General features: G+C 68.0%; 11 protein-coding genes. All 11 read right to left on the reverse strand.

The annotated features are described in order from the left end of the window. Positions 1 to 15 precede the first annotated feature (15 nt). On the reverse strand, positions 16 to 792 hold the full coding sequence (locus QO259_RS16160; protein WP_285950727.1) for a 4'-phosphopantetheinyl transferase family protein: 777 nt from the start codon (positions 790 to 792) through the stop codon (positions 16 to 18). After that, entirely contained in the window at positions 789 to 2,033 is a 1,245-nt protein-coding gene (locus tag QO259_RS16165; RefSeq protein WP_285950728.1) for a RhtX/FptX family siderophore transporter, read from the reverse strand. Before QO259_RS16165 ends, QO259_RS16160 begins: the two co-directional genes overlap by 4 nt. Then, positions 2,026 to 3,537 carry a PepSY-associated TM helix domain-containing protein gene (locus QO259_RS16170; protein WP_285950729.1) on the reverse strand — a complete coding sequence of 504 codons (1,512 nt, stop codon included), beginning with the start codon at positions 3,535 to 3,537 and terminating at the stop codon, positions 2,026 to 2,028. The genes QO259_RS16165 and QO259_RS16170 overlap by 8 nt, the downstream gene beginning before the upstream one ends. Beyond that, entirely contained in the window at positions 3,534 to 3,806 is a 273-nt protein-coding gene (locus QO259_RS16175) for a hypothetical protein (RefSeq protein ID WP_285950730.1), read from the reverse strand. The genes QO259_RS16170 and QO259_RS16175 overlap by 4 nt, the downstream gene beginning before the upstream one ends. Continuing rightward, the gene (locus QO259_RS16180) at positions 3,806 to 5,974 is read right to left on the reverse strand and encodes a TonB-dependent siderophore receptor (RefSeq protein WP_285950731.1); all 2,169 of its coding nucleotides are present in this window, start codon (positions 5,972 to 5,974) and stop codon (positions 3,806 to 3,808) included. The genes QO259_RS16175 and QO259_RS16180 overlap by 1 nt, the downstream gene beginning before the upstream one ends. 101 nt (positions 5,975 to 6,075) lie before the next feature. Beyond that, positions 6,076 to 7,800 carry an ABC transporter ATP-binding protein gene (locus tag QO259_RS16185; RefSeq protein WP_285950732.1) on the reverse strand — a complete coding sequence of 575 codons (1,725 nt, stop codon included), beginning with the start codon at positions 7,798 to 7,800 and terminating at the stop codon, positions 6,076 to 6,078. Beyond that, positions 7,797 to 9,509 (reverse strand): ABC transporter ATP-binding protein, encoded by a 1,713-nt coding sequence (locus QO259_RS16190; RefSeq protein ID WP_285950733.1) that lies wholly within the window; start codon positions 9,507 to 9,509, stop codon positions 7,797 to 7,799. Before QO259_RS16190 ends, QO259_RS16185 begins: the two co-directional genes overlap by 4 nt. Then, positions 9,506 to 10,555 (reverse strand): Gfo/Idh/MocA family oxidoreductase, encoded by a 1,050-nt coding sequence (locus QO259_RS16195; RefSeq protein ID WP_285950734.1) that lies wholly within the window; start codon positions 10,553 to 10,555, stop codon positions 9,506 to 9,508. Before QO259_RS16195 ends, QO259_RS16190 begins: the two co-directional genes overlap by 4 nt. Further along, on the reverse strand, positions 10,552 to 15,972 hold the full coding sequence (locus QO259_RS16200; protein ID WP_285950735.1) for a non-ribosomal peptide synthetase: 5,421 nt from the start codon (positions 15,970 to 15,972) through the stop codon (positions 10,552 to 10,554). The genes QO259_RS16195 and QO259_RS16200 overlap by 4 nt, the downstream gene beginning before the upstream one ends. Continuing rightward, the gene (locus tag QO259_RS16205; protein ID WP_285950736.1) at positions 15,969 to 20,276 is read right to left on the reverse strand and encodes a non-ribosomal peptide synthetase; all 4,308 of its coding nucleotides are present in this window, start codon (positions 20,274 to 20,276) and stop codon (positions 15,969 to 15,971) included. Before QO259_RS16205 ends, QO259_RS16200 begins: the two co-directional genes overlap by 4 nt. A gap of 143 nt (positions 20,277 to 20,419) precedes the next feature. Then, the gene (locus QO259_RS16210; protein ID WP_285950737.1) at positions 20,420 to 21,307 is read right to left on the reverse strand and encodes a helix-turn-helix transcriptional regulator; all 888 of its coding nucleotides are present in this window, start codon (positions 21,305 to 21,307) and stop codon (positions 20,420 to 20,422) included. Between the last annotated feature and the right edge of the window lie 227 nt (positions 21,308 to 21,534).

Genomic DNA, 21,534 nt, shown 5'->3' on the forward strand with positions numbered 1-21,534 from the left:
CAGTCGCCTTGCACCTCACCGCTCATCACCGTTGCATGATGGCAACCAGGGGATCAGATCCATGCTGGCACCGGGATAGGCAGCCACGACGGCGAGCTGCACATCCTTCGTTAGCGCGCGTTGTTCTATCGACCAGTCCCGCCGGGAAGTGAGCCGATGGTGGTGATCGTCTATCTGCCACCTACCGGCTTGCCACGTGCATTCGATCGAGGCAGGCGGCACGCTCAAGCCTTTTCCCAACGCCTTCAACCAGGCCTCTTTGAGCGTCCAGCGCCGGATGAAGGCTTGGCATCTCTCCGCTGACGCCAAGCCGGTGTGATGTCTCTTTTCTGCGTCACTGAAGCACAGCGCGATGAGGGCCTGAGGATCGGGCAACTTCGCGCATGTCTCGATATCCACACCGACCTCCCCACCCCGCGAGACGGCGATCACGACACACGCCGAGATATGCGAGATATTGAAGTACAGCGGCGCCGGGGTGGCGTTGAGCACCCTTGGCTTGCCACAGCCATCTTTCTCGAAGCGCCAGGCCGCCGGCGTCACGCGGGGCTCGTAGCGACTCAATACCCGACGCAGCATGACACGGCTGACCAGATATTGTCGGTGCGCATCCTGTGAGCGGAACGACGTCATCGCATCGCGCTCTTGCGCCGACAACACATCCCGATCACTGGTAGTGAGCACGCAGCGTCGAGGATCACAACACCAGATCTCGATAGCTTGCCTATTTCGGGTGCCGAGGCTGTCGCCAGGCACGCCGAGCATGCCATAGCCGCCAAGACGAACGCTCAACCGCTCAGCCCCGCTCTCTGCACTGACTCCGTCCCCTCACGTGCCTGCAAGCGCAGGGCCACGATCAGCGCCAGCAGCGCCAGTGCCGCGCCACTCACGAAGCCCCCCGCGTAGCCAATCTGCGCGGTGAGACTGACCAGAAACGAGGACGCCAGCATCTCCCCCAGGTCACGGGTGCTCTGGACCGCCGTGACATCGGTACCCGCCTGTTCGCCCTGGCCGGCGACGCGCATCGCCGCGGTGAGAATCGCCACCGAGGTGATGCCCGTGGACAACGAACCGATCATCACGCAAGTCCACGCCAGTGGCTCACTCAGCCTGAGCCAGTGCCCCGCCTGGAGAGACCAGAGCAGGGCCGCGCCCCCGCCGAGCGTCACCCCCAGAGCCAAGCCTCGCCACAGGCCGACTCGCCTGATCAGCCACGCCCCGCCGCCACAGCCCAGCAAGACCGTGACCAGGCCGCCGCTCATGCCCAGCTTGCCGATATCCTGCAGCGCCCAGCCGGCATCGCTCAGATAGAGCTTGGAGAGGCCGAAGCCGGACACCGCAGTCATCGCCGACAGCAGTGCCAGCGCCAGAAGCGACGGCGCCAGCGGCCGGCGCAGGAAGCACAGCAGGCTGGCGTTGGCCGCCGTCACCGGGGGGCGCTCGCGTGGGTCGTCCCGACCCAGCGCGAGCACGCAGCACAGGCTCGCCAGCGGCAAGCCGGCCAAGACCAGGCAGGTCACCCGAGTGCCGAACTGGCCACTGAAAATCAGACTGCCGGCGCCGCCGACGAAGAAACCGATCATCACCCCGGCGACCTGAATAGCGTTGACCTTGGCCAGCAGATCACCGCTGAAGTGCTCCGCCGCCATGCCATCGGTGGCAATGTCCTGTGTCGCACTTGCCAGTGAGGCCACAGCCAGCAGCGCCACCGCCCAACCAGCGTTGTCTACGTCGAGACCGAGTGCAGCAAGGCCGAGCAGGCAGACGACAACGCAGCCCTGCATCGGCAATATCCAACTGCGTCGCCGGCCGAGGCGGCGGAACCAGTGGTTGTCGACCCAGGGCGCCCAGAGAAACTTGAGCACCCAGGGCAGGCCCACCAGCGGCAGGAAGGCCAGCGCGCGCAGTGGCGCGCCATCCTGGCGCAGCAGCGTCGGCAGCGCGTCCATGGCCAAGCCGATGGGAATGCCCTGTGACAGATACAGCAAGGCCAGGGTGGCGATCACACCCCGGTGACGATAGCGCTCAAACATGATGGTCTCCGATGACCCGAGAGTGGCTGAAAGATCTGGCGGCTCGCGTCTGTGTCCAGACGTGGCGCGTAAGCAGCACGCCGCAGCAGAGCAGCGTCACATCCGGCCCGAGGGCCGGTAACCTGCCATGGGCGAGCCAGAGGCCGAGATGCAGGATTACGGCCGCCAAGCAGGCGAGCCCCGCGCTGCCAAGCAGCCACGGCATGGGCGTCCAGCCCTTGATGGGGACCAGCGCCGCGAGCACGCAGGCGAACCATACGCCGAAGAACAGCCGGCTCGGCCAGGGGCCGCCCAGCATGCCCTGCGGCAGAAGCTGCAGCGCCAGCAGGAGCAGCGCCGCGGCGGTCACCAGCCCGGCACAGACGCCCTGGCTGAGGTGCAGGAGAAGCGTCACGCGCGCCGCTGACGCCGCCCTGCGCCGTTGCAGCCACAGATACAACCCCGTCGCACAGAGCAGGCAGGCGCCGAGCCCCATGGTCAGATGCAGGCCGCGCAGCACGGCCGACCAACCCGGCCCCAGCCATTGGTAGCGCGCGAAGTGCAGTGGCTGCACTGCGATGAAGGCGCGCAGCCAGGCGCCGCGCTGCGCCGAACTGCGTTCCTCGAGGAGCGTGCCATCGGCGAGCCGGTAGCGGTGGCGCTCGAAATTGGCGCTGCTCGGCAGGCCTCGCTGAATACCGGCAACCTCCACGCTGCCGGCAACATCATCGGCGTGGACGAGCGTCAGCCGCTGCGCCACGAAGCCCGGCGATCGCGCGGCATCCCTGACCAGCAGCGCATCTAGGTCGACGCGCGTCTCCAGCGGCCTGCCCACGGCGGCCGGTGGCGGCGCCCCCATGAGCGCCGCGAAGACCTGCCTTGGCTGCTCTGGATAGGCCACCGGCGCCAGCAGCAGGGTACCGAGCGCCCCCAGCCCGCTCAGCGCTCCGGTGAGACTGAACAGCAACAGCCACGGCAGCCCCCATAGGCCAATGAGACCGTGCAGGTCGAATAGCGCCAGCCGCAGCCCACGATCACGCCGCCAGCGCCATAGCTCGCGCCAACGGCGACCATGCAACAGCACGCCAGCCACACAGAGAACGAACAGCGCCACGCCGGACAGACTGATCAACACACGCCCCGGAAAGCCGATGAAGAGGCTCTTGTGGAGAGTCAGCAGGATGTCCAGCGACGGGATGTCGTTCAGCCGCCGGCCATCGTGCGCATCGAGCGTAAGCTGACAGTTCAGACGCGCATCGCAGACGCGGAAGGCGGCACGCTCGGCACTGGGCAGCACGATGCTGACATGGCGCGTATCGATGCCCGCTTCGCGTGCCCGGGCCACGACCCGCTCGAGCGTCATCGAGGTTGACGCAGTTTGCGACGGGGGGCGCAGCCAATCGTTCAGCGCCTCGTGCCCGAGACTCCAGGCGCCGCTGAACAGGACCACGAAGAGCACCACACCGAACAGCGCGCCCGCACCACCGTGCAGCGCAAGCAGGAGGGGGCGATTGGACGTGGTCATGTCAGCAGACCCAACGTCAGGCCCAGCAACAGCAGACCCGCACCTAGCCGCCCGGCCATGGCGTCGGCATCCGGCGCCAACAGCCCGGCAACCAGCAGCAGCAGGCCCACGGCCAGGGAGCCGAAGAGGCCGGCGTAGAGCCGCTCCAGCGGCTCATATCCAACCAGTCCGCGCGTGAGCTGATTGCCCGTCGCCCCGGCGGCGATCAGGCTGACCGTGATGACGCAGGGTACCCGCCAGGCCCAGCCGAAGGTCTGTCGGCGCGGCATCAGAAAGTCCCCCGCAAGCTGAGCATGAGGCTGCGCGGCTCGCCGTAGCGGTTGTTCCAACTGGGACTGAACAGGCTCTGATAGTAGGTGCGGTCGAAGACGTTGTTGGCATTGAGGGCCGCCGTCCAGTGCTCGTCGATGCGGTATCCCAGGCGCGCATTGACCAGCGCATAGCCGCCCTGACGTAGGGTCACGCCACCGGAATCGACGTTGTAATCACTCTGTGCCTGGACGCCGGCGCCGACACTCCAGCGCCGCGCCTGCCAGGGCAGGTCGTAGCTGCTCCAAAGCCGCAGGAGATGGCGCGGCGTGAAGGAAGCGTAACGCTCACCGGAAGCGGACTGGGTGTCCTTGAGATATTCGGTGGTGGTGTAGGTGTAGCCCGCTGACAGGCTCCAGTTGGGCGTCAGGTAACCGGTACCCTCGAGTTCGAAGCCCTCGCTACGCACCTTGCCACCACTGATGTAGTAAGTACTCCTACCGACACCCGGATGGTCGGGGTCGACCTGCGGATTGTTCTCCAGGTCGATGCGAAACGCCGCCAGTGACAGATTCAAACGGTCATCGGCGAAGGAGGCCTTGATGCCGGTCTCGTAGGTCTTGCCCTCGACCGGCTTCAGCAGCTCGCCGCTCCAGGTCTGTCCGGTCTGCGGCTGATAGACCTCGGCATAGCTGGCATACCAGGACCAGTCGCGGGCGAAGTCCCAGATCAGGCCGCCATAGGGCGTGAATTGACGGCCAGGCTCGAAACGCGTCGAGGGGGTTTCCTGCTCCCACCAGCTTTCACGCCCGCCGGCCACCAGCGTGACGGGCTCGGCCAGCTTGAACCGCCCCAGGGCATAGAGGCCCTTCTGCGTGGTCGTCGTCGTTCCTCGAGAGCTGTACTGGCCGATTCGGGGACGCGGAACACTCGACGGGTCCCAGCGATAGACGTTGACCGGCGTGGCGGCCAGATCGAGAAACGCAGCGGACGCATCGCGGCTCTCGCTTTGGGCGTAGGTCACTCCACCCAGCAGCTCGTGCGTCGCCCCCAACCAGGTCACGGGTCCCTTGAGATTGGCGTCGACACTGCGCTGGATCGTCGAGAACTTGTAGGCGGCCCCAGTCAGATAGCCGCCATCACCGGTATCAGGATCGATAGCACCGTAGGCGCCGGCATAGCGCAACTGGGAGTCCGCATGCTGGTACTCGGCACTCAGTTTGCCTGTCCAGCCCCCGCTGAGCTGCTGTTCCAGCGAGCCGAACGCACGATAGGTCTCCCAGTCGAAGCGGTCCCAGTCAACATCGAGATAGGTATCCCGCGGCAGTCCGAGGCTGGAGCCATCCTTGGCCATGGGCACGCCGGCCATGTTGGTCGTCGACTCGATATCCTGATACTGCGCGCCTAGGGTCAGCAGCGTCTTGGGTGAGAGATCGAACTCGGTCACCCCATAGAGCAGACGCGTGCCCTGATCCGCGGTGTCGTAGAAGTAATCGCGATCCTCATAGGCCGCCACCGCCCGACCGCGCACCTTGCCGCTCGGGGTGAGCGGCCCGCCCACATCGAACTCGGCGCGGTAGCGGTCCCAACTCCCGGCAGACAGGTTGGTGCTGGCGGTGAACTCCCGCTGCGGCTTCTTGCGCACCAGGTTGACGGTGGCGGCCGGATTGCCGGTGCCGTGCAGCAGGCCGTTGGAACCCCGCAGTATCTCCACCCGCTCGTAGACCGCCATGTCCTGAGGGGAGCTGGCGGTGTTGCCCAGTAGCGCCGGCACGCCGTCGAACTCGAAGGAGTCGACCTTGAAGCCCCGCACGTAATAGGCCGTGGTGAGTTGCTCGAACGGCCTCACGGTGACGCCGGTGGCCTGCTTCATGGTCTCTTCGAGGCTGAACAGATTCTGTTCGTCGAGACGCTCTCGATCGATGACGCTGGCCGACTGGGGCAGTTCGCGCGGATCGAGCGGCATTTTGGCCAACGTGGTCACGCCCGGCGCTTCCACGCCGGCAGAGCGCGTGCCTTCGACCACGACATCCTGCAGTTTCGTGGCATGGGCCGCACCCTTGCCCGCCCTTGCAGCGTCCGGGCTCGTTTCACTGGCGCGCTCATCCGCATAGGTCATGGCGAGACCCAGCGGGTTCAACATCAAAAGCAGCCCCACAGACAGCGGCACATAGCGTTTCTTGCTCATCGATTGGCGTTCCCTGGTCGTTTTCGTTTTTGCTTTCAAATCTAAATGATTATCATTTTACAAAAACATCGACCCAGGCGCTTTCGATTGCCGGCCTTTCTCTATCGATCCCGGGAGCGTTGGGAACTCTTGGCATCCGTGCCAGCGGCGAAGTCGGCATACCAGGCGTCGCGGGTGAGCAGTTCGGCAGGCCGCCCCTTGGCGCGCAGGCGCCCCTGTTCCAGCACCAGCACCTGATCGGCGAGACACGCCAGCGCCGGGCGATGGGTCACCACCAGCAGGGTTCGCCGGCCACGCAAGGCGATCAGACTACGCAACACCTGCGCCTCGTTGACGGCGTCGAGGCTGGCGGTAGGCTCATCGAGCAACAGTCGCGGCGCCGTCGATAGGAAACCGCGAGCCAGACACAAGCGCTGGCGCTGACCACCGGACAGCAGTGCGCCGCCGGGGCCGACCTCGCTCTCCCAGCCCTGTGGCCAGCGCTCGATCTCCGCCAGCAGCCCGACCGCTCGCGCTGCCTCGCGCAGTGCCTCGAAACTGGCACCGGGTTGCGCCATGCGCAGATTCCAGGCGACGCTGCCGCGGAACAGGCCATTGTCCTGGAATACCAGATTGCGGCTGGCGGCCAGCGTTGTTGCGCTCAATCGGCGGATATCCACGCCCCCCAGCAGGACACGCCCGGCATCGGCGTCGTAGAGCCGCCCGAGCACGGCCAGCAAGGTGCTCTTGCCCGCCCCGGAAGGACCAACCACGACGTTCAGCGAGCCCGGCTCCAGCTTCAGGTCAATATCCGTGAGCAGCGCCCGGCCATCATCCAGGCGCACACTCACTTTCGTTGCCGCCAGGCTGGCATCGCGCGGCTGCTCACCCGGCTCGGGGCTCTCCAGCGGCGGCAGGACGAACACTCGTAACAGCGTATCGAGGGCCTGCCAGGCGCCCCGCAGCGCCTGGTCGAGATGGGTGAGCTGGGCCAGCGGTTCGAGAAAGCGCACCAGCAGCACCAGTACCGCCACCAGACGCGCACCATCCAGCGCCTGGTGCTGGACCGCCCAGGCCCCGCCGAGCAGCACGCCAGCAAACACCGCCTGCACCGCCAGGGCGAAGCCGAGGCCACTGGGCAGACTGCACCGCAGCAACCCGAGGGTGGTGTCGTGGAGGGACGCCAGGGCCGCTTCCAGGCCCCTCCTGGCACGACTCTCGCGCTGTGCCGCGCGCAGCAGCGGCTGGTGTTCGGCGAAGGCCTGCACCTGCCGCGCGACATCGCGCTCGGCGGCCATGCGGGCGTCCTCCACCGCCAACTTGCGCCGCCCGCTCCAGCGCAGCAGCAGGCCGAGCAGAATACCCGCGACGAGCAACGCCAGCGCGATCGGCGGGTCGATCAGGAACAGCCCGAGCACCACGCCGAGCGGCGTCACCAGGGCACCGATCAGCGGGCCCAGAAGGTGCGCCGGAATGCCCATGGCCTGCATGACCGGGCCATGCAACAGGCCTTCGGCCGGCGCCACCCGATCCAGTGCCGGCGGCGCCAGCCACGGCAGTCGCGCGATCAGCTGGCGTACCAGGCCGGCGGTCAGCGCACCGCCGGCGGCGAATCCCCGTCTCAGGGCCAGGTACTGCACCAGCGCCTGCACCAGGGTCGCGCCGAGCAGTGCCGTGGCCCAGTGCCAGGGCACGCTACCCGCGGCGAACCAGGCCTCGATCAAGGGCACCAGCAACACCCCGCTGACCGCATCCAGCACGCCGGCCAGCATCGCCCAGAGGCTTGCCCGACGCAGTGCATCCCGGCACTCATCCGGCAGCGCGCGCAGTCGTTCGAACAGACTCATGCGGCCGCCTCCCCGCCGTGCTGCTCGTGCCACAGCCGCGCGTAGATGCCGTCCGCCGCCAGCAGCGTCTCGTGCTCGCCGCGCTCGACCAGACGGCCATCGGCCATGACCAGAATCAGATCGGCATCGCGCACCTCGGACAGCCGATGGGCGACGACTATCCGGGTTCGCCCGTCGCCATGCCGGTGAAGGTTGCCCAGCACCTGGCGGGCGGTCTGCGGGTCGAGCGCCGAGGTCGGCTCATCGAACAGTAGCAGGCGTGCCGGCGACAACAGCGCACGCGCCAGTGCCAGGCGCTGCAACTCGCCGCCGGAGAGCGACAGGTCAGATCCCGGTACGCTGTCGTAGCCGCGCGGCAGTGCCATGATGCGCCGGTCGAGACAGGCGAGGCGGGCCGCCTGGCGAATCTCGTCAAGCCCAGCATCAGGACGCAACAGCGCGATGTTGTCGGCCAGAGAGATCTCCAGCGCCGCCGCCTGTTGGTCCACCAGCACGATATGCCGGTGGCGTACCGCGTCGGGTAGATCCCGCAGCGCCACGCCGCCGATGCTTATCTCGCCGCGCCCGGCATCCATGTAGCGCGCCAGCAGGTGCAGCAGGGTGCTCTTGCCGGAACCGGAGGCGCCGACCAACGCCACCAGACTGCCGTCCGGCAGTGCAAGATCGATATCGCTCAGCACCGCCTCACCCTCGTAAGCATGCCCCAGGCCGCTCACCCTCACCGCACCGTCGGCCGGCGGCGTGGTCGCACGGCCTTCGGCCAGTGGCGCCTGAGCGAACACCTGTTGCAGACGTTCGGCGGCGGCGCGGGCGCTCAACAACGCATCGCCGCCATGTCCGAGCGCCTGAACCGGCGCGGCCATCGCCCGCAGCAGGAGCAGGAAGGCGCAGACCTGTCCCAGCGCCAGAGGCACGCCCAGGCTATCGAGCAGCAGCGCACCGAGTACGACCCAGGCCAGCAGCCAGGGGGTGGATAGCTGCAGGTAGACCAGTGCCGCCAGATGCCCGGCCCGCGCCACCCAGGCAGCGAACGCCTCGCCGAAAGCCCGCGCCGACGCCTCGACACGGCGTTGCACGCCGGCATCGGGATATTGCCGCGCCAGCAGCAGGTTGTGGGCGAACTCGCCGTAATCCGCCGCGAGGGTTTCCAGGGCGGCGTTGCGGCGTAGCACCTGATCGCGGTAACGCGCCGAACGCAGCCGCAGAAAGCCAGCGCAGGCCAACGCCAACGGCAGCAAGCAGAACAACAGCAGCCAGGGTTGCAACCAGGCCAGCCATAGCATCGCCGCCAGCGGCACCACCAGCAGATTGCTGAGATCGTTGGGCGCATGCGCGATCAACTGATGCAAGGCCCGTACGTCCTGCTCGACACGTCGCGCCACACCGTCCTGGCCCCGGTGAACGAACCACGCCAGCGGTAATCGTTGCAGATGCGACAGCAGGCGCCAGCGCAGGTCATGACAGAGATCCGCATCGACCTGGTGGGCTAGATGTGCAGCCAGCGCCTGACAGCTCAACCACACCAGCAGGGCCAGCAGCACCAAGGCCAGCAGCGCCGATGGCGCCCGTCCCTGCGCCAGGGGCTCGGCCAGCCAGGCGAGCAGCATCCATGGCAGCAGCGAGCAGAGCCCGGCCACGGCCTGCAAGCCCATGGCCAGGGACATCCGCCCGCGATAGGGACGCAGCAGACGCCATAGCACCGGGGTCATGACGCGGGCTCCAGGATCTGCTCCAGCCTCGCCGATGCCAGGGATCGCGGCGGCGCCTCGGGGAACCCCAGACACTCGGCGATACGTTGCCACAGGGCGGCGACTTCCAGGCTGCGCTGGTTACGCTGGCGCACCGCATCTCCGTCAGCCAACAGCGCCAGCGCTTCGGCTGCCGCTGCCGGCCATAGCCGCTGATGGATCTGCGTCCAGCTACACGGCTCGGCGTACCAGAGCTGAGCGCTGGGTAGCGGCTCGCCGGGGAGCTCGTCGAACAACGCGAACAGGCCATCGTCGTCCTCGGCCGGCACAGCCACCGCCGGCGTCCACAGCAATGGGCCATGGGGCGTGAGCAGGCTCAGGGTGCCGCGGTCGGTGGTCAGACTGATGCGCTGCAGCAGGGTCATGCGTCCATCGTCGGCGTCGGCCAGTTCATTGAGCACCTGCAGACTCAAAGGCACCTCGGCCAGCACCAGGGACAGGTGGCGCATGCTCGACCGCGCGCTCGACGGCACCTCCAGCGAGCAGGAGCCGCTCCCCTCCAGCAGGGCAGCGAGAATGTCCAGGGTGGCGAACCCCACCTGCACGCCACAGGCCACGTCCAGATGACGAATGCCCCGACGCCGACGTAGTTGTCGGCCCAGCTCGATGAAGCGCGCCACCGCCGGCAGTTGCGGATAGAAGGTGTTGAGCAGACAGGTCCGCCCCAGACATTCGGCACGACGCAGCAGATGCTGCCATTCGCGCGGCAACAGCGGATGCTCGATCAGCACATCGATGCCACGCGCCATCAGCGCCTCCGCCAAGGCTGGGCCCTGCTCGCCGCGGGCCGCCCCGCCGACCGCGACGCACGCCAGCCGGATATCGTCCGGCAGGGCCGCGACGTTGCACCAGCACTCGACATTCAGACGCGCTGCCAGGGCCTGGGAGCGTCGGCTGCCCTGGCCGAGAATACCGCGCAGGTCAAAACGCGGGTCGGCGGCGATGCCGGCGGCGTAGAACTGGCCGAACCGGGAACCGGCGACCACCACGGAATGGACGTCGCTCATCGCGTCCCCTCCTCTGTCAGCAGGCATTGCGCCAGGGCCTCGCCCAGGCAGTCGAAGTGTCCGCCGACAATCTCCTGGACACGGCAAGCGCCGAGCGCGGCAGCCCGCCACTCACACTCCAGGGCGTCGGCGTAGCGCGGCACCAGCGGATTACCGGCGTTCGGCACGAACAGCCGCAGGGCGCCGACGTAGGGCGCCGGTGTCTCGGCCTGGCTGGCGCGCACCGAGTGGCAGAACAGCCGGTAAAGGGTGTCCCGTTCGAGACTAGCGGCATCGGCGCTGCCGCTGGCCGCCTGCAATACGCGGGCACGCAGGGCGGCGAGATCGGCCAGGTTCGGCAAATCTGCCAGCGCTTCGTCGCCCAGACGTTCCGGCGTCTGCACGAGCGCCGCCTGCACGGCCTGGCCGAGCTGCTGCGGCGCAGGGAAGCCGAGCGCTGCGGTATCCAGGCCCAGGGTGGCAGCGAAGCTGAACAACAGCAGGCGCTCGTCGTCCACGCAATAGGGGATGCGGTAGCTGGAGACGATATCCAGGTGGCGCACCCGCACCCCTCGCTGTATCAGGGCCTTGGCCATTTCCAGGGCCAGCAGCCCACCGGAGCAGTAGCCGAGCAGATCGACCTCGCGCAGCCCGGCCGCCTGTAGCGCCTCGGCATAGCGCCGGCCCAAGTAGGCGTTGAGGTGCTCGGCAGGGATCGCCAGGTAGGCGTCGCTGTCGTGCACCGCCAACCCCAGCAGCGGCCGCTCCTCGCCCAAAGCGCGCAGCAGTGGCCGGTAGGGCAGCAGCGTACCCAGCCCTTCGTGGATCAACACCCGCGGTGTCCCCTCGCCGGCCACCAGCCGCACCAGCGGATCGAGCGAAGGCCGGCCCGAGCCGAGGGGCGCGGGTGGCTGGGATGTGACCTCCGGCACGACACCGCGAGGCGTCGGCATACCCTGCTCAGGCGCCTCATCGGGTGTGGCACGCAGACGTTCGGCCAGACCGCGCGGGGTCGGCTGGCTGAGCGCCCAGCGCAGCAGGCGATCGAATGGATGACGACGCGCTTCCTCCAGCCGCTCGCGCAGACGCGCGATCAGCTGGGCGATCAATAGCGAGTCGCCGCCGGCAGCGAAGAAGTCCTGTTCGACCCCCAGCCCGGGGCTGTCCAGCACCTCGCACCAGAGCGTCAGCAGCGCGCGCTCCAACCCGTCCGTCGGCGTCTGGGCAGTGCCGCGATTCGGGTTCGGCTGGGGCCGGCGGGCGAAACCAGCCAGGGCCTTGCGATCGATCTTGCCATTGCCGGTGACCGGCAGGCGTTCGAGCACCCGAACCTGTGCCGGCAGCATGTAGCGAGGTACCCGTGTTGCGGCGAAAGCCAGCAGCTCGGCTGGCTCCAGGCGCGCCCGGTCGGTCTTGCTGCGCGCCAGCAGGAGATCGTAGCCGAGCAGGTCGAGGGCACTGCCGGGCGCTACCACGCTGCACGCCAGGTCACCCGGCTCGCGCGTCAGCCAGTCGAGCCACTGCCCGGCATGCACGAACAACTGGTGTTCCTGAGCCCGGAGGTCGCGCGGGGCTTCCATCATCAGGCTCTGACTGACGCTGATTTCGTTGTGCTCACGGGTCAGCTCCTGGATCACCAGCCAGGCGTCGGCATTCAGCAGCTGGCGCAGGCCGGACAGCAGCCGCGGGGTGTCCACGGCGTTGTTCAAGGCCCCGGAGCTGAGCACGATGTCCACCGAGTGTGGCGCCACCCCCTGGTCGAGGAGATCGCCGTTCATATCGAAGCGGCCGAAGCGCACCCAGGGCTGGCCGGCGAAACGTTCGCGGGCGGCAGCGAGGAAGTAGCTGGAGACGTCGCTGAACAGATAATCCACCTCCACACCACTCGCCACCAGCGGCGCCAGCCGGGCGATCACCGCGCGGCTGGCGGCGGCGGTGCCGGCGCCCAGTTCCAGCAGACGCCAGCGCCTCTGCGGTTGCCGTTCGACGATGGCGGCGATGGCCTCGGCCATGGCGTCATGCAGCGCCTGGGCATGCAGACCTTGGCTGTACATGGCCTCGGCGATGCGCGCCGACCCCTGCGGGAACATCAGTGCCGCCGGGCTGATCCGCCCGGCCAACTGTTCGCCAAGAGACTGCGCGCTGTCGCGCAGGTAGGCGACCAGTTCCGCCGGCCAGAGCGACGCCGGTGCGCATTCGGCGAACGCCGCCCAGGCCGCATCCGGTGGCAGCGTGGGACGCTCCTCACACCCCAGCCAACCCTCATCTTCGACGCGCAGGTAGCCCCCCTCGTGCAACTGGCGTAACCAGTGGCGCAGCAGGCGCTGTCGCTCCTCGGCGAGACCCAGGCGCTGGCACAGGGTGGCGACATCCAGCGGCACGCGGCTGGCGAACAGACAGCTGCCGGCCAGCCACGCCGCCAAGGAGGCAAGACAAGCGCGATCGAGGGCCGCGACCGCGTCGGCAATCGTCTCGAGGCTACCCCAGTCGCGCCGCAAGGCCTGCGCCGCCAGCTGGCGCACCGCATCGAGCGCCGCCTGTGGGTCTGTATCGCCCGATTCCTGCGCGTGCAGGGTGACGAAGCTGGCCAGACTCCGCTCATGGGCCTCACCCAGCACCACAGTGGCCGCCAGATTGACCTGCGGATGAGCACCCAGCGCGGCGTCCAGCTCGGCCAGCTCGATACGGTGCCCGCGGATCTTCACTTGATCATCCTCGCGACCGAGGAACTCGATGCTGCCGTCGGCCAGATAACGGCCAAGATCGCCGGTGCGGTACAGGCGGCGGCCATCGCGATGCCGCACGAAGCGCTCGGCCGTTCGCTGCGGATCGTCGGCGTAGCCGAGCGCCAGCCCCACCCCGCCAATATGAATCTCGCCGCGTACCCCGGGCGGGCAACACCGGCCACGCGCATCCAGGACCTCCACGCTCTGCCCGCGCAAGGCGCGGCCATAGGGAATACTGGCCATATCGGCATGCTGCGGGCGGATCGCCTGCTCGATCGACCAGATCGCCGCCTCGGTGGCGCCGCCCAGACTGAACAGTGCGCTTTCCGGCCAGCGCTGCCACCAGCGAGTCGGCAGGCTGACCGGAATCCAGTCACCGGACCAGAGCACGCAACGCGGCCCAGGCAAGCGCCGCTCGGGTTCGCTCTCCAGATAGTCGATCAACATCTGGCCCTGAGCCGGCACCGAGTTCCACAGGCTGATGGCATGGCGTTCCATCAGCTCGACCCAATGCGACGGGTCGCTGCCGCGTGCGGGGTCCGGCAGGATGATCTGCGCGCCCACCGCAGTGGCCCCGAACAGATCGTAGACCGACAGATCGAAGCTCAGCTCGGCCAGCCCGAGGAGTCGGTCATGCTCGCCAACCGCGTAGCGCTCGTTGATATCGAGCAGCGTGTTGCCCACCGCGGCGTGGCTGAGCATCACCCCCTTGGGCGTACCGGTGGAGCCCGAGGTGTAGATCACGTAGGCGAGGTCATCCGCTGACACTTCCGCGGCGGGCGGCGGCGGCCAGTCGTGATCGGCCTCCAGACGATCGATGGCCAGACAGGGACAGCCGGTCTCCTGGGCATCGTGTTCCAGACAGACCAGCGCCGCGACGCCCGCACTGTCCAGGATCGCCTGGCGGCGCAGCAGCGGCTGGCGGATATCCAGTGGCACATAGGCGGCGCCGGCCTGGATCACGCCAAGCACCGCGACCAGTTGCGCGGCGCTCTTGGGCAGCATCACCGCGACCCGCTGGCCACGGCCCACGCCCTGCGCCGCCAGTGCACGACGCAGGGCGCTGGCGTGCTGGGCGACCTGGCGGTAGCTGTAGCTGCCACTGGCGTCGTGGATCACCGTTGCCTCGGGGGTCAGCAGGGCACGCTCGGCGAAGCCTGCGGCGATGCTCCGCGCGCTGCCGGGCAACGCCTGCGGCAGCGCTTCCAGGGACGCCGCGGCCTCGTCGTCACGCCAGGCAAGCGGGCTCTGCGCCAGTTGCCGTAACAGGCCGACGAAGTCGTCGAACATGGCTTGCGCCTGACCTTCGGGGAACAGTCCCAGGCGCACATCCCAGCCGATCTCCAGCCCACCGAACTGGTCGGTGACCTGGCAATCCAGCCACACCTGCGGCGTCTGACTGATCATGTAGCGCGGCGCGCGCGGCCCCTCGCCCTCACCGAGCAGCCGCTGCACGCTGCCGATACCACTGGTGAAGACCACCGGCATCAGGTCAGCGCCACGTCCCCGCCGACGGGCCAGTTCACGCAGCAGATCGACGCCACCGAACGTCGCGTGGTCGAGGTCGTCGAACATCTGCGCACCGATACGCCGCGCACGCTCGACGAAGCTATCGCCCTGACGGCTGTCCACCGCCAGCAGGCTGAGGGCGGTGAAGTCGCCGAGTACCTGCGGCAACTGAGGGTGCAGCGGCGGCCGATTGAGCACCGTCAGGTTGAGGCAGAACGCCGGGGTCTGGCTCCAGCGCCCCACGGTCTCGGCGAATGCCGCCAGGGCCACGCCCGCGGCACTCAACCCGTATTCCGCGGCGCGGGTACCGAGGCTCTGCCAGTCGGCTTCATCGAGCCGCGCGTGCCAGTGCTGGAAGCGCGTGGCATGGGTGTCCGGCTGCGCCCGCAGCGGCAGGTCGGGGCGACCTGGTAGACCGTCCAGACGCGCCAGCCACCAGTCGCGGTCACGCTGCCAGGCCGGCGACTGGCGACGGCGCTGCTCGACCCCAACATAGTCGCGGAAGGTCGCCTGCAATGGAGGCTCTGTGCCCTGTGGATCGAGATAGCGCTGGCGCCATTCGCCGAGCAGCAGTTGCAGGCTGGCGTAATCGATCAGGGTGAAGTCCACCGAGCAGTGCAGCACGCAGGCATGCCGACCCAGACTCAGTTCGGGGCGCAGGATCGGCCACCGGTCGAGCGCTACGCAGGCATGATCGAGACGCTCGCGCACCCGGCCCAGATGCGCCTCGAAATCCGCCTCGTCGAGTTCCGCGCAAGGGTGCACGGCCAACGTCTGCCAGGGCACCTCGGGCAGTACCCGCTGCCAGGTGTTGTCCTCGATCACCGCGCGCAGCATGGGATGGCGAGCAACCAAAGCGTTCCAGGCCGCTTCCAGGCGTTCGGGGTCGGTGTCGGCTGGCCAGTCGTACTCGACGTAGAGATGGCAAGCGTTGCCGCCGTAGTCGAAAGCCGCCTGGCGGCCCAGCACGTAGGCGGCCTGAACCGGGGTCAACGGGAAGCGCTGATGGGCAAGCTCGGGCTCGGCGCGCCAGTCCGGGCCACCCTCAAGATGTTCCAGCAATGCCTCGCGCTCGGCCCGCAGGCGCTCGGCAAGGTCGGCGTCGAGGGCGCCTTGGGGCGCACGGTAACGCAGGCGGCCCTCCTCGCTCCAGAGTTCGATGCGGCGGCTATGGCAGGTTTCCAGCAGTTCGCCCAGGCTCATAGGACGCCCTCTTCCATCGGCTTGTCAGCGAGGTCGACGGCCGGCTTACGCACCTTGTCAGCGAGGGCGGCCAGGGTCGGCTGACGATAGAAGTCGGCCATGCCTAGACGCACACCGAAGCGCTCGCGAACTTGGGCCAGCAGACGGGTCGCCAGCAGGCTATCGCCGCCGAGGCTGAAGAAGTTGGCATCGCGCTGCCTTACCGGACGTTCGAGCAGCGCCGCCCAACATTCGGCGAGCGCCTCTTCGTGGGCTTGCAGCGGCTCCCCCGCCACCTCCTCGTCGCGACCCTGGCCCAGCGCACGGCTCATGCTGTGCGCCAGACGACGGCGGTCGACCTTGCCATTGGCGTTCAATGGCAGGGACGGCAGACACCACAGATGGTCCGGGCGCATCGCCTGCGGCAGGCGCGCCGCCAAGGTGGCGTGAAGCGCAGCGGCATCGAGTCCGACGCCCGGTGACTGCGCCTGAATCAGCGCGACGCGTTCGCTGCGCCACAGGCAGTGCGGCGTCAGCCCCACCTCGGCGATCTCCTCCAGTAGCGTGGGTAACGGCGCCAGACGCAGCGGCCGCGGGTCGAGCAGCGCGGCGCCGAGCAGTGCCAGAGGTGAGTCGCGCAGCAGATCGATCAGCAGCAGACTGCCTTGCGGCCGCAGTAGTGACACCGCCAGCGCCAGCCCCTCGCGGCCGGTATCGTAGGTATGCAGCGCGGCGAAGCTGATCACCCGGTCATAGCGGCCAAGGTGTTCCGCCGGTAGCAGGCCGTCGTCCAGTAGCTGGGTCGCCCACTGCGACGGCAGGCGCGCAGCGGCGGCATCGAGCAGGCCACGACTGCGCTCGAAGAGCGTCAATTCGAGCGCCGGGTGCATCCGCGCGATCAACGCCGGGTCAAGCCAGAGTCCGGCGCGGGTATCGACGATGGCCACCCGCAAGCGCTCGCCATTGGCCGGCGTCGGCAGCGCTTCCAGCATGCGCGCCAGAGCCTCGCGGCCATCCGGCAGACGCGCGGCCAGCGCCTGTGGCGCAAGCCAGGGATCGAGAAGCAGTGCAGCAGCCTGCTCCCCGCTGAGCTGAACACGCAGGGCGTCATCCATGGCGGCCAGGTCCGCGGCCTGCCAGCCGAGCCGCTGCAACGCGTCGTCGCACGACGGCAGCCGGTGCGTGGCGGAGTCCTCCAGCCAGTCGCGCCAGCGCTGGCGCAGGGCATCATCGAGTGCCAGCGGCGCCTCCAGCAGCGTACCAAGCAGCGTTCGGGTCACCACCGTTTCAGCCTCGGCCAGGCTCTCGAAGCGATGTGCCTCCGGCACCTGCGTGGCGCTATCGGCGCGCTCTGCCAGGCGCGGCACCAGCACCGCGCCAATGCTCGCAGTAGCACCCTCGAGCACGACCGCGCAGGCGCTTTCCACCCCGGGCGGGACGCACAGCGCGGACTCCACCTCGCCCAGTTCGATACGCTGACCGCGCACCTTCACCTGCTGATCGACCCGGCCGAGGAATTCCAGGGTGCCATCGGGCCAGTAGCGTCCACGATCCCCTGTGCGGTACCAGCGGCCCTGGCCATCGTGGACGAAACGCCGCGCGCTCAGCTCGGGATCGTTGCGATAACCACGGGCCAGGCTGGCGCCACCGATCCACAGCTCGCCGACCACCAGATCCGGCACGTCACGCCCCTGCGCGTCGACCACCCGGTAGGCCTGCCCGGGCAGCGGGCGGCCATAGGGAATCGAGCGCCAGTGTGGCGGCACCGTATCGACGCTTTGCAGGTTCGACCAGATGCCCGCCTCGGTGGCGCCACCGAGCACATGGAGCTCGCATGCGCTGTCGCAACGCGCACGCAGGCGCGCGGGCAGATCCAGCGCCACCCAATCGCCGGACAGCAGCACCGCGCGCAGGCTACGGTAGTCGGCCTGGCTGGCAGGCAGGCTAAGGGCCATTTCCAGCAGGGCCGGTGCCGAGTTCCACAAGGTCACCCCATGGTGCTGGATGGCCTGTGCCCAGGCGGCGGCATCGCGCGCCTGTGCCTGGCTTGGCAGAATCAGGCTGGCGCCCGCACCGAGGCCACCGAACAGGTCGAACACCGAGAGATCGAAGTCCAACGCCGAAACCGTCAGCAGGCGATCCGCCTCGCTCACCTGCAGCAGATCGAGCAAGGCGTCGATGGTATTGATCGCCGCCGCGTGACTGACTTCCACACCCTTGGGCACCCCGGTGGAGCCGGAGGTGTAGATGACATAGGCGCTGGCCTGTGGCGACAGTGGCAACGGTGCGGCCAGGGCCGGCATGCACGCCAAACGCTCGCTATCCCAACGCGGCGGCGAGGCCTGCGGGTCGTCCAGCCCGGCAATGACCAGGCGCACCCCGGCTGCTTCCTCGATCAGGCGTCGGCGCGCCGGCGGCTGGTCGATGTCCAGCGGTACATAGCAGGCCCCCGCCGCGAGCACGGCGAAGACCGCCGCAACCTGCTCAGGCCCGCGCGGCAGGCTGATCTCCACCGCGTCCCCCGGCCTGACGCCGGCGGCGCACAGGCCACCGGCCATGCGCAGGGCGCGCTCGGCCAGTTCGCCACGGCTGATGCACCTGTCGCGGTAGCAGAGCGCGACGGCGGACGGCGCGGCCAGCGCGCGGGCAAAGAAATCGTGATGCAATGTGCGCGGAGCAGCGAGCGACGGCTGACCATTCAGCCTGGCCCGGCGCGCCTGCTGCGCCCAAGGCAACGGCAGGCCGAGCGGTCGCTCCCAGGCACTGTCGCAGAGTTGCTGGAGCACACCCACATAGGCGTCGAACATGGTTTGCAGCATGCCCTCGGGAAACAGCCCGATAACGCTGTCCCATGCCAGCAGGATGCCATCGTCGACCCGGTAGAGCTGATGGTCGAGCCACACCTGCGGCGTTTGCGAGAGCATGTCATGGAGCTCGCCGAAAGCTTCGCGGAAGGCCGTCGGCACGAAGGTCTCCTCACCCAGGTTACTGGCGAACACCACCGGCGCCGAGCGCGGCTGCCCCTGCCGACGCGCCTCGCGCAGCACCTCCAGCGCCGGGAACGCGGCATGGTCGATGGCACCGTGAAGACAGCGCTGAAAGTCTTTCACCGCCTCGACGAAGGGCCGACTGGCGTCCATACGGCATTCCAGCAGCAACAGGGTGGTGAAATCGGCGATCACCTCGCCAATGCGCGGATCCTCGTCGTGACGATTGAACAGCGGCACGTTCAGCAAGAATTCCGCGGTCTCGCTCCAGCGCGCCAGGATCGTGGCGAAGGCGCAGCCGAACACGCTCGACAGGGTCACGCCATGGCGTGCCGCCAACTGCTCGAGGGACTGGCTCTCGCGGGCGCAAAGCGTGAACGCCAGGCGCTGGGTGTGGGGCCGTTGAATCGTCTCCGGCGCACAGGCCAATGGCAGGGCCGGCGCATCCGGCAGGCTCGGCAAGCGTTGCAGCCAATACGCACGGGCCCGCGCCTCGGTCTCTTCATCCCGCACCGCGCGACGTGCCAAGTGATCGGCGAAGTGCAGCGCGGGCGGCGGCGCCAGATGCGCCGGCGCCGTGTAGGCAGTGCCCAGCTCGGCGAGCAGCAGGCGCAGGCTCTCGACATCGGCCGCGAGCAGATCGAGGCTCAGCCAGAGGCGATCTTCGCCTGCCGGCATGCGCACCAGCCCGAGCAGGAACACCTGCCCCTGTTCCACCGCCAGGCACTCGTTGGCGCGCCACTGGCGCAGGGCCTGCCAGTCGCGTTCGGCCTGTTCCGGGGGTAGTTCGCGCCACTCCTGCAGGTCGAAGCAGGGCAGCGGTGGTGACGCGAGAATCTGCTGACACCCGTCGATGAAGCGCGCTCGCAGCATCGGGTGGCGCTGGCGCACGCACTGCGCCGCCACGGCCAGGCGCTGCGGATCGAGATCGCACGCGCGGAATTCGAGAAACGCATGACAACTGACGTTCCCCAGCACCTCGTCGGCGCCCCTGCCCAGCCAGTAGGCCTGCTGCACGGAAGAGAGCGCGAAGGGCTGGCCAGGTGCCAGCGAGGTTTCCGGCATCGCCGGCGTCGGCGCGGGTACGGTATCCACCAAGAGGTCGAGCCAGTCGCCCAGACAAGGACGCTGCGCCAGTTGGGCGAAATCTACCGCCGCACCGCCCGCCCGCAAGCGCTCCTGAAGGTACATCAGGCGAATCGAATCGAGGCCACAGCCCAGCAGATCGTCGTCGTCCGCCAGGGCGCGAACATCGTCGAGTGGCTCACCAAGCAGTTCGGCGAGTTGCTCGGTCATCCAGTCGCGCAGCGCGGAACGCGAATCGAGGGGCAGATCCATGGAGGCTCCCTGAGGCAGGCATCTGAAGTCGACTGCCGTTATGGCAGTTATTATCAAATGCGACCTTATCTCATTTAATGAAGGAGCCTAAATGACGCGGCTTTAGGCAGCCGCACTGTTTCGTTAGATGTAGCGCCCGCGGACTAGCGGATGTCGCTCGGTGAGACGCCATAGCGCTTGCGAAAAGCGATGGAAAAATGCGCCGGGCTATAGCCCACGCGATAGGCCACCGTCGATACATTCATCTCCTCATCACAGAGCATCCGGTGCGCCTCGCGCAGACGATACTCCTGCAGGTAAGCGAATACGCTGGTGCCAAAGACCTTGCGGAAGCCGGCGGTCAGCTTGCGCGGGTTCGTGCCCACGCGACGGGCCAACGTATCCAGTGATGGCGGATCCTGCAACGCGCCGATCAGGATGTCGCGGGCAGCGTGCACGCGCTCGACTTCGCCGCAGGTGATGCGCTGTCCGGCGGAAGAAGGCGACTCGCCGGAGAGAAACTGAGCGCTCACCGCAGCCATTTCGAGCGCTTTGCCGCCCAGGTAGAGGTCGCGAGCCGGACCGACCATTTGGCAGGTATCGATCTGCGAGGCCAGTGCCTGCATCGCCCGTGGCGCCGGGCAGCTCATGATCTTCGGATCGCCGCCGGGGCGCCGGGTCAGTCGCTCGGGAAACCCGCCGATGCGACTGCTCAACACCTCGACACCGAGTTGGACGATGGTATAGCGCAACGGTTGGTCGGTGGCGTAGATCTGTGCCGAGCTGAACTCTCCGTCGTTGGCGATGGTGCACAGGCTCGGTCCCTCGATGAGGTGCTCGGGCTGACCGGGAACCCGGCAGCGCAGCCGGCCACTCTGCACCAGGATAAGCCGCAGACCCCGTTCCAGCGGCTCCTCGTACCACGCCTCGTTGGATGACAGGAAGGTCCCGGACACCAGCTTGAGGTTCAGGTCGAAGTGCGCGACGCCGGCCCGGTTACCGGGTGCCGGCCCGACGCCACCCGACTTCGGGGCAATGATTGTGATGGCCATCGAATGTTCCTGTAGTCCGGGCGCCGCCGACATGGCAGGGCCTTGCTGAGCGCAGAGGGACAGGCGCGCTTTTTAGCCGCGACGGGCACCGCATCGCGCCTCCCGCCACCGCACCGAACGAAAAAGTCCCGCCATCGAAAGGCGTCCGCTTGCGCGCCCCTCCACAACCCGCAGATGATAATAAATCTCATTTACATGAAATGACAATCGACCGCTCCCTCGGAGAC

It is taken from the genome of Salinicola sp. JS01, from assembly GCF_030284585.1.
Taxonomy (GTDB): domain Bacteria; phylum Pseudomonadota; class Gammaproteobacteria; order Pseudomonadales; family Halomonadaceae; genus Salinicola.

Excerpts from the sequence above, each read along its gene's own strand:
- QO259_RS16200 (WP_285950735.1), bottom strand. The coding sequence starts at position 15,972 with ATGAGCCTGGGCGAACTGCTGGAAACCTGCCATAGCCGCCGCATCGAA.
- QO259_RS16205 (WP_285950736.1), bottom strand. The coding sequence starts at position 20,276 with ATGGATCTGCCCCTCGATTCGCGTTCCGCGCTGCGCGACTGGATGACC.
- QO259_RS16195 (WP_285950734.1), bottom strand. The coding sequence starts at position 10,555 with ATGAGCGACGTCCATTCCGTGGTGGTCGCCGGTTCCCGGTTCGGCCAG.
- QO259_RS16170 (WP_285950729.1), bottom strand. The coding sequence starts at position 3,537 with ATGACCACGTCCAATCGCCCCCTCCTGCTTGCGCTGCACGGTGGTGCG.
- QO259_RS16185 (WP_285950732.1), bottom strand. The coding sequence starts at position 7,800 with ATGAGTCTGTTCGAACGACTGCGCGCGCTGCCGGATGAGTGCCGGGAT.
- QO259_RS16180 (WP_285950731.1), bottom strand. The coding sequence starts at position 5,974 with ATGAGCAAGAAACGCTATGTGCCGCTGTCTGTGGGGCTGCTTTTGATG.
- QO259_RS16175 (WP_285950730.1), bottom strand. The coding sequence starts at position 3,806 with ATGCCGCGCCGACAGACCTTCGGCTGGGCCTGGCGGGTACCCTGCGTC.
- QO259_RS16190 (WP_285950733.1), bottom strand. The coding sequence starts at position 9,509 with ATGACCCCGGTGCTATGGCGTCTGCTGCGTCCCTATCGCGGGCGGATG.
- QO259_RS16165 (WP_285950728.1), bottom strand. The coding sequence starts at position 2,033 with ATGTTTGAGCGCTATCGTCACCGGGGTGTGATCGCCACCCTGGCCTTG.
- QO259_RS16210 (WP_285950737.1), bottom strand. The coding sequence starts at position 21,307 with ATGGCCATCACAATCATTGCCCCGAAGTCGGGTGGCGTCGGGCCGGCA.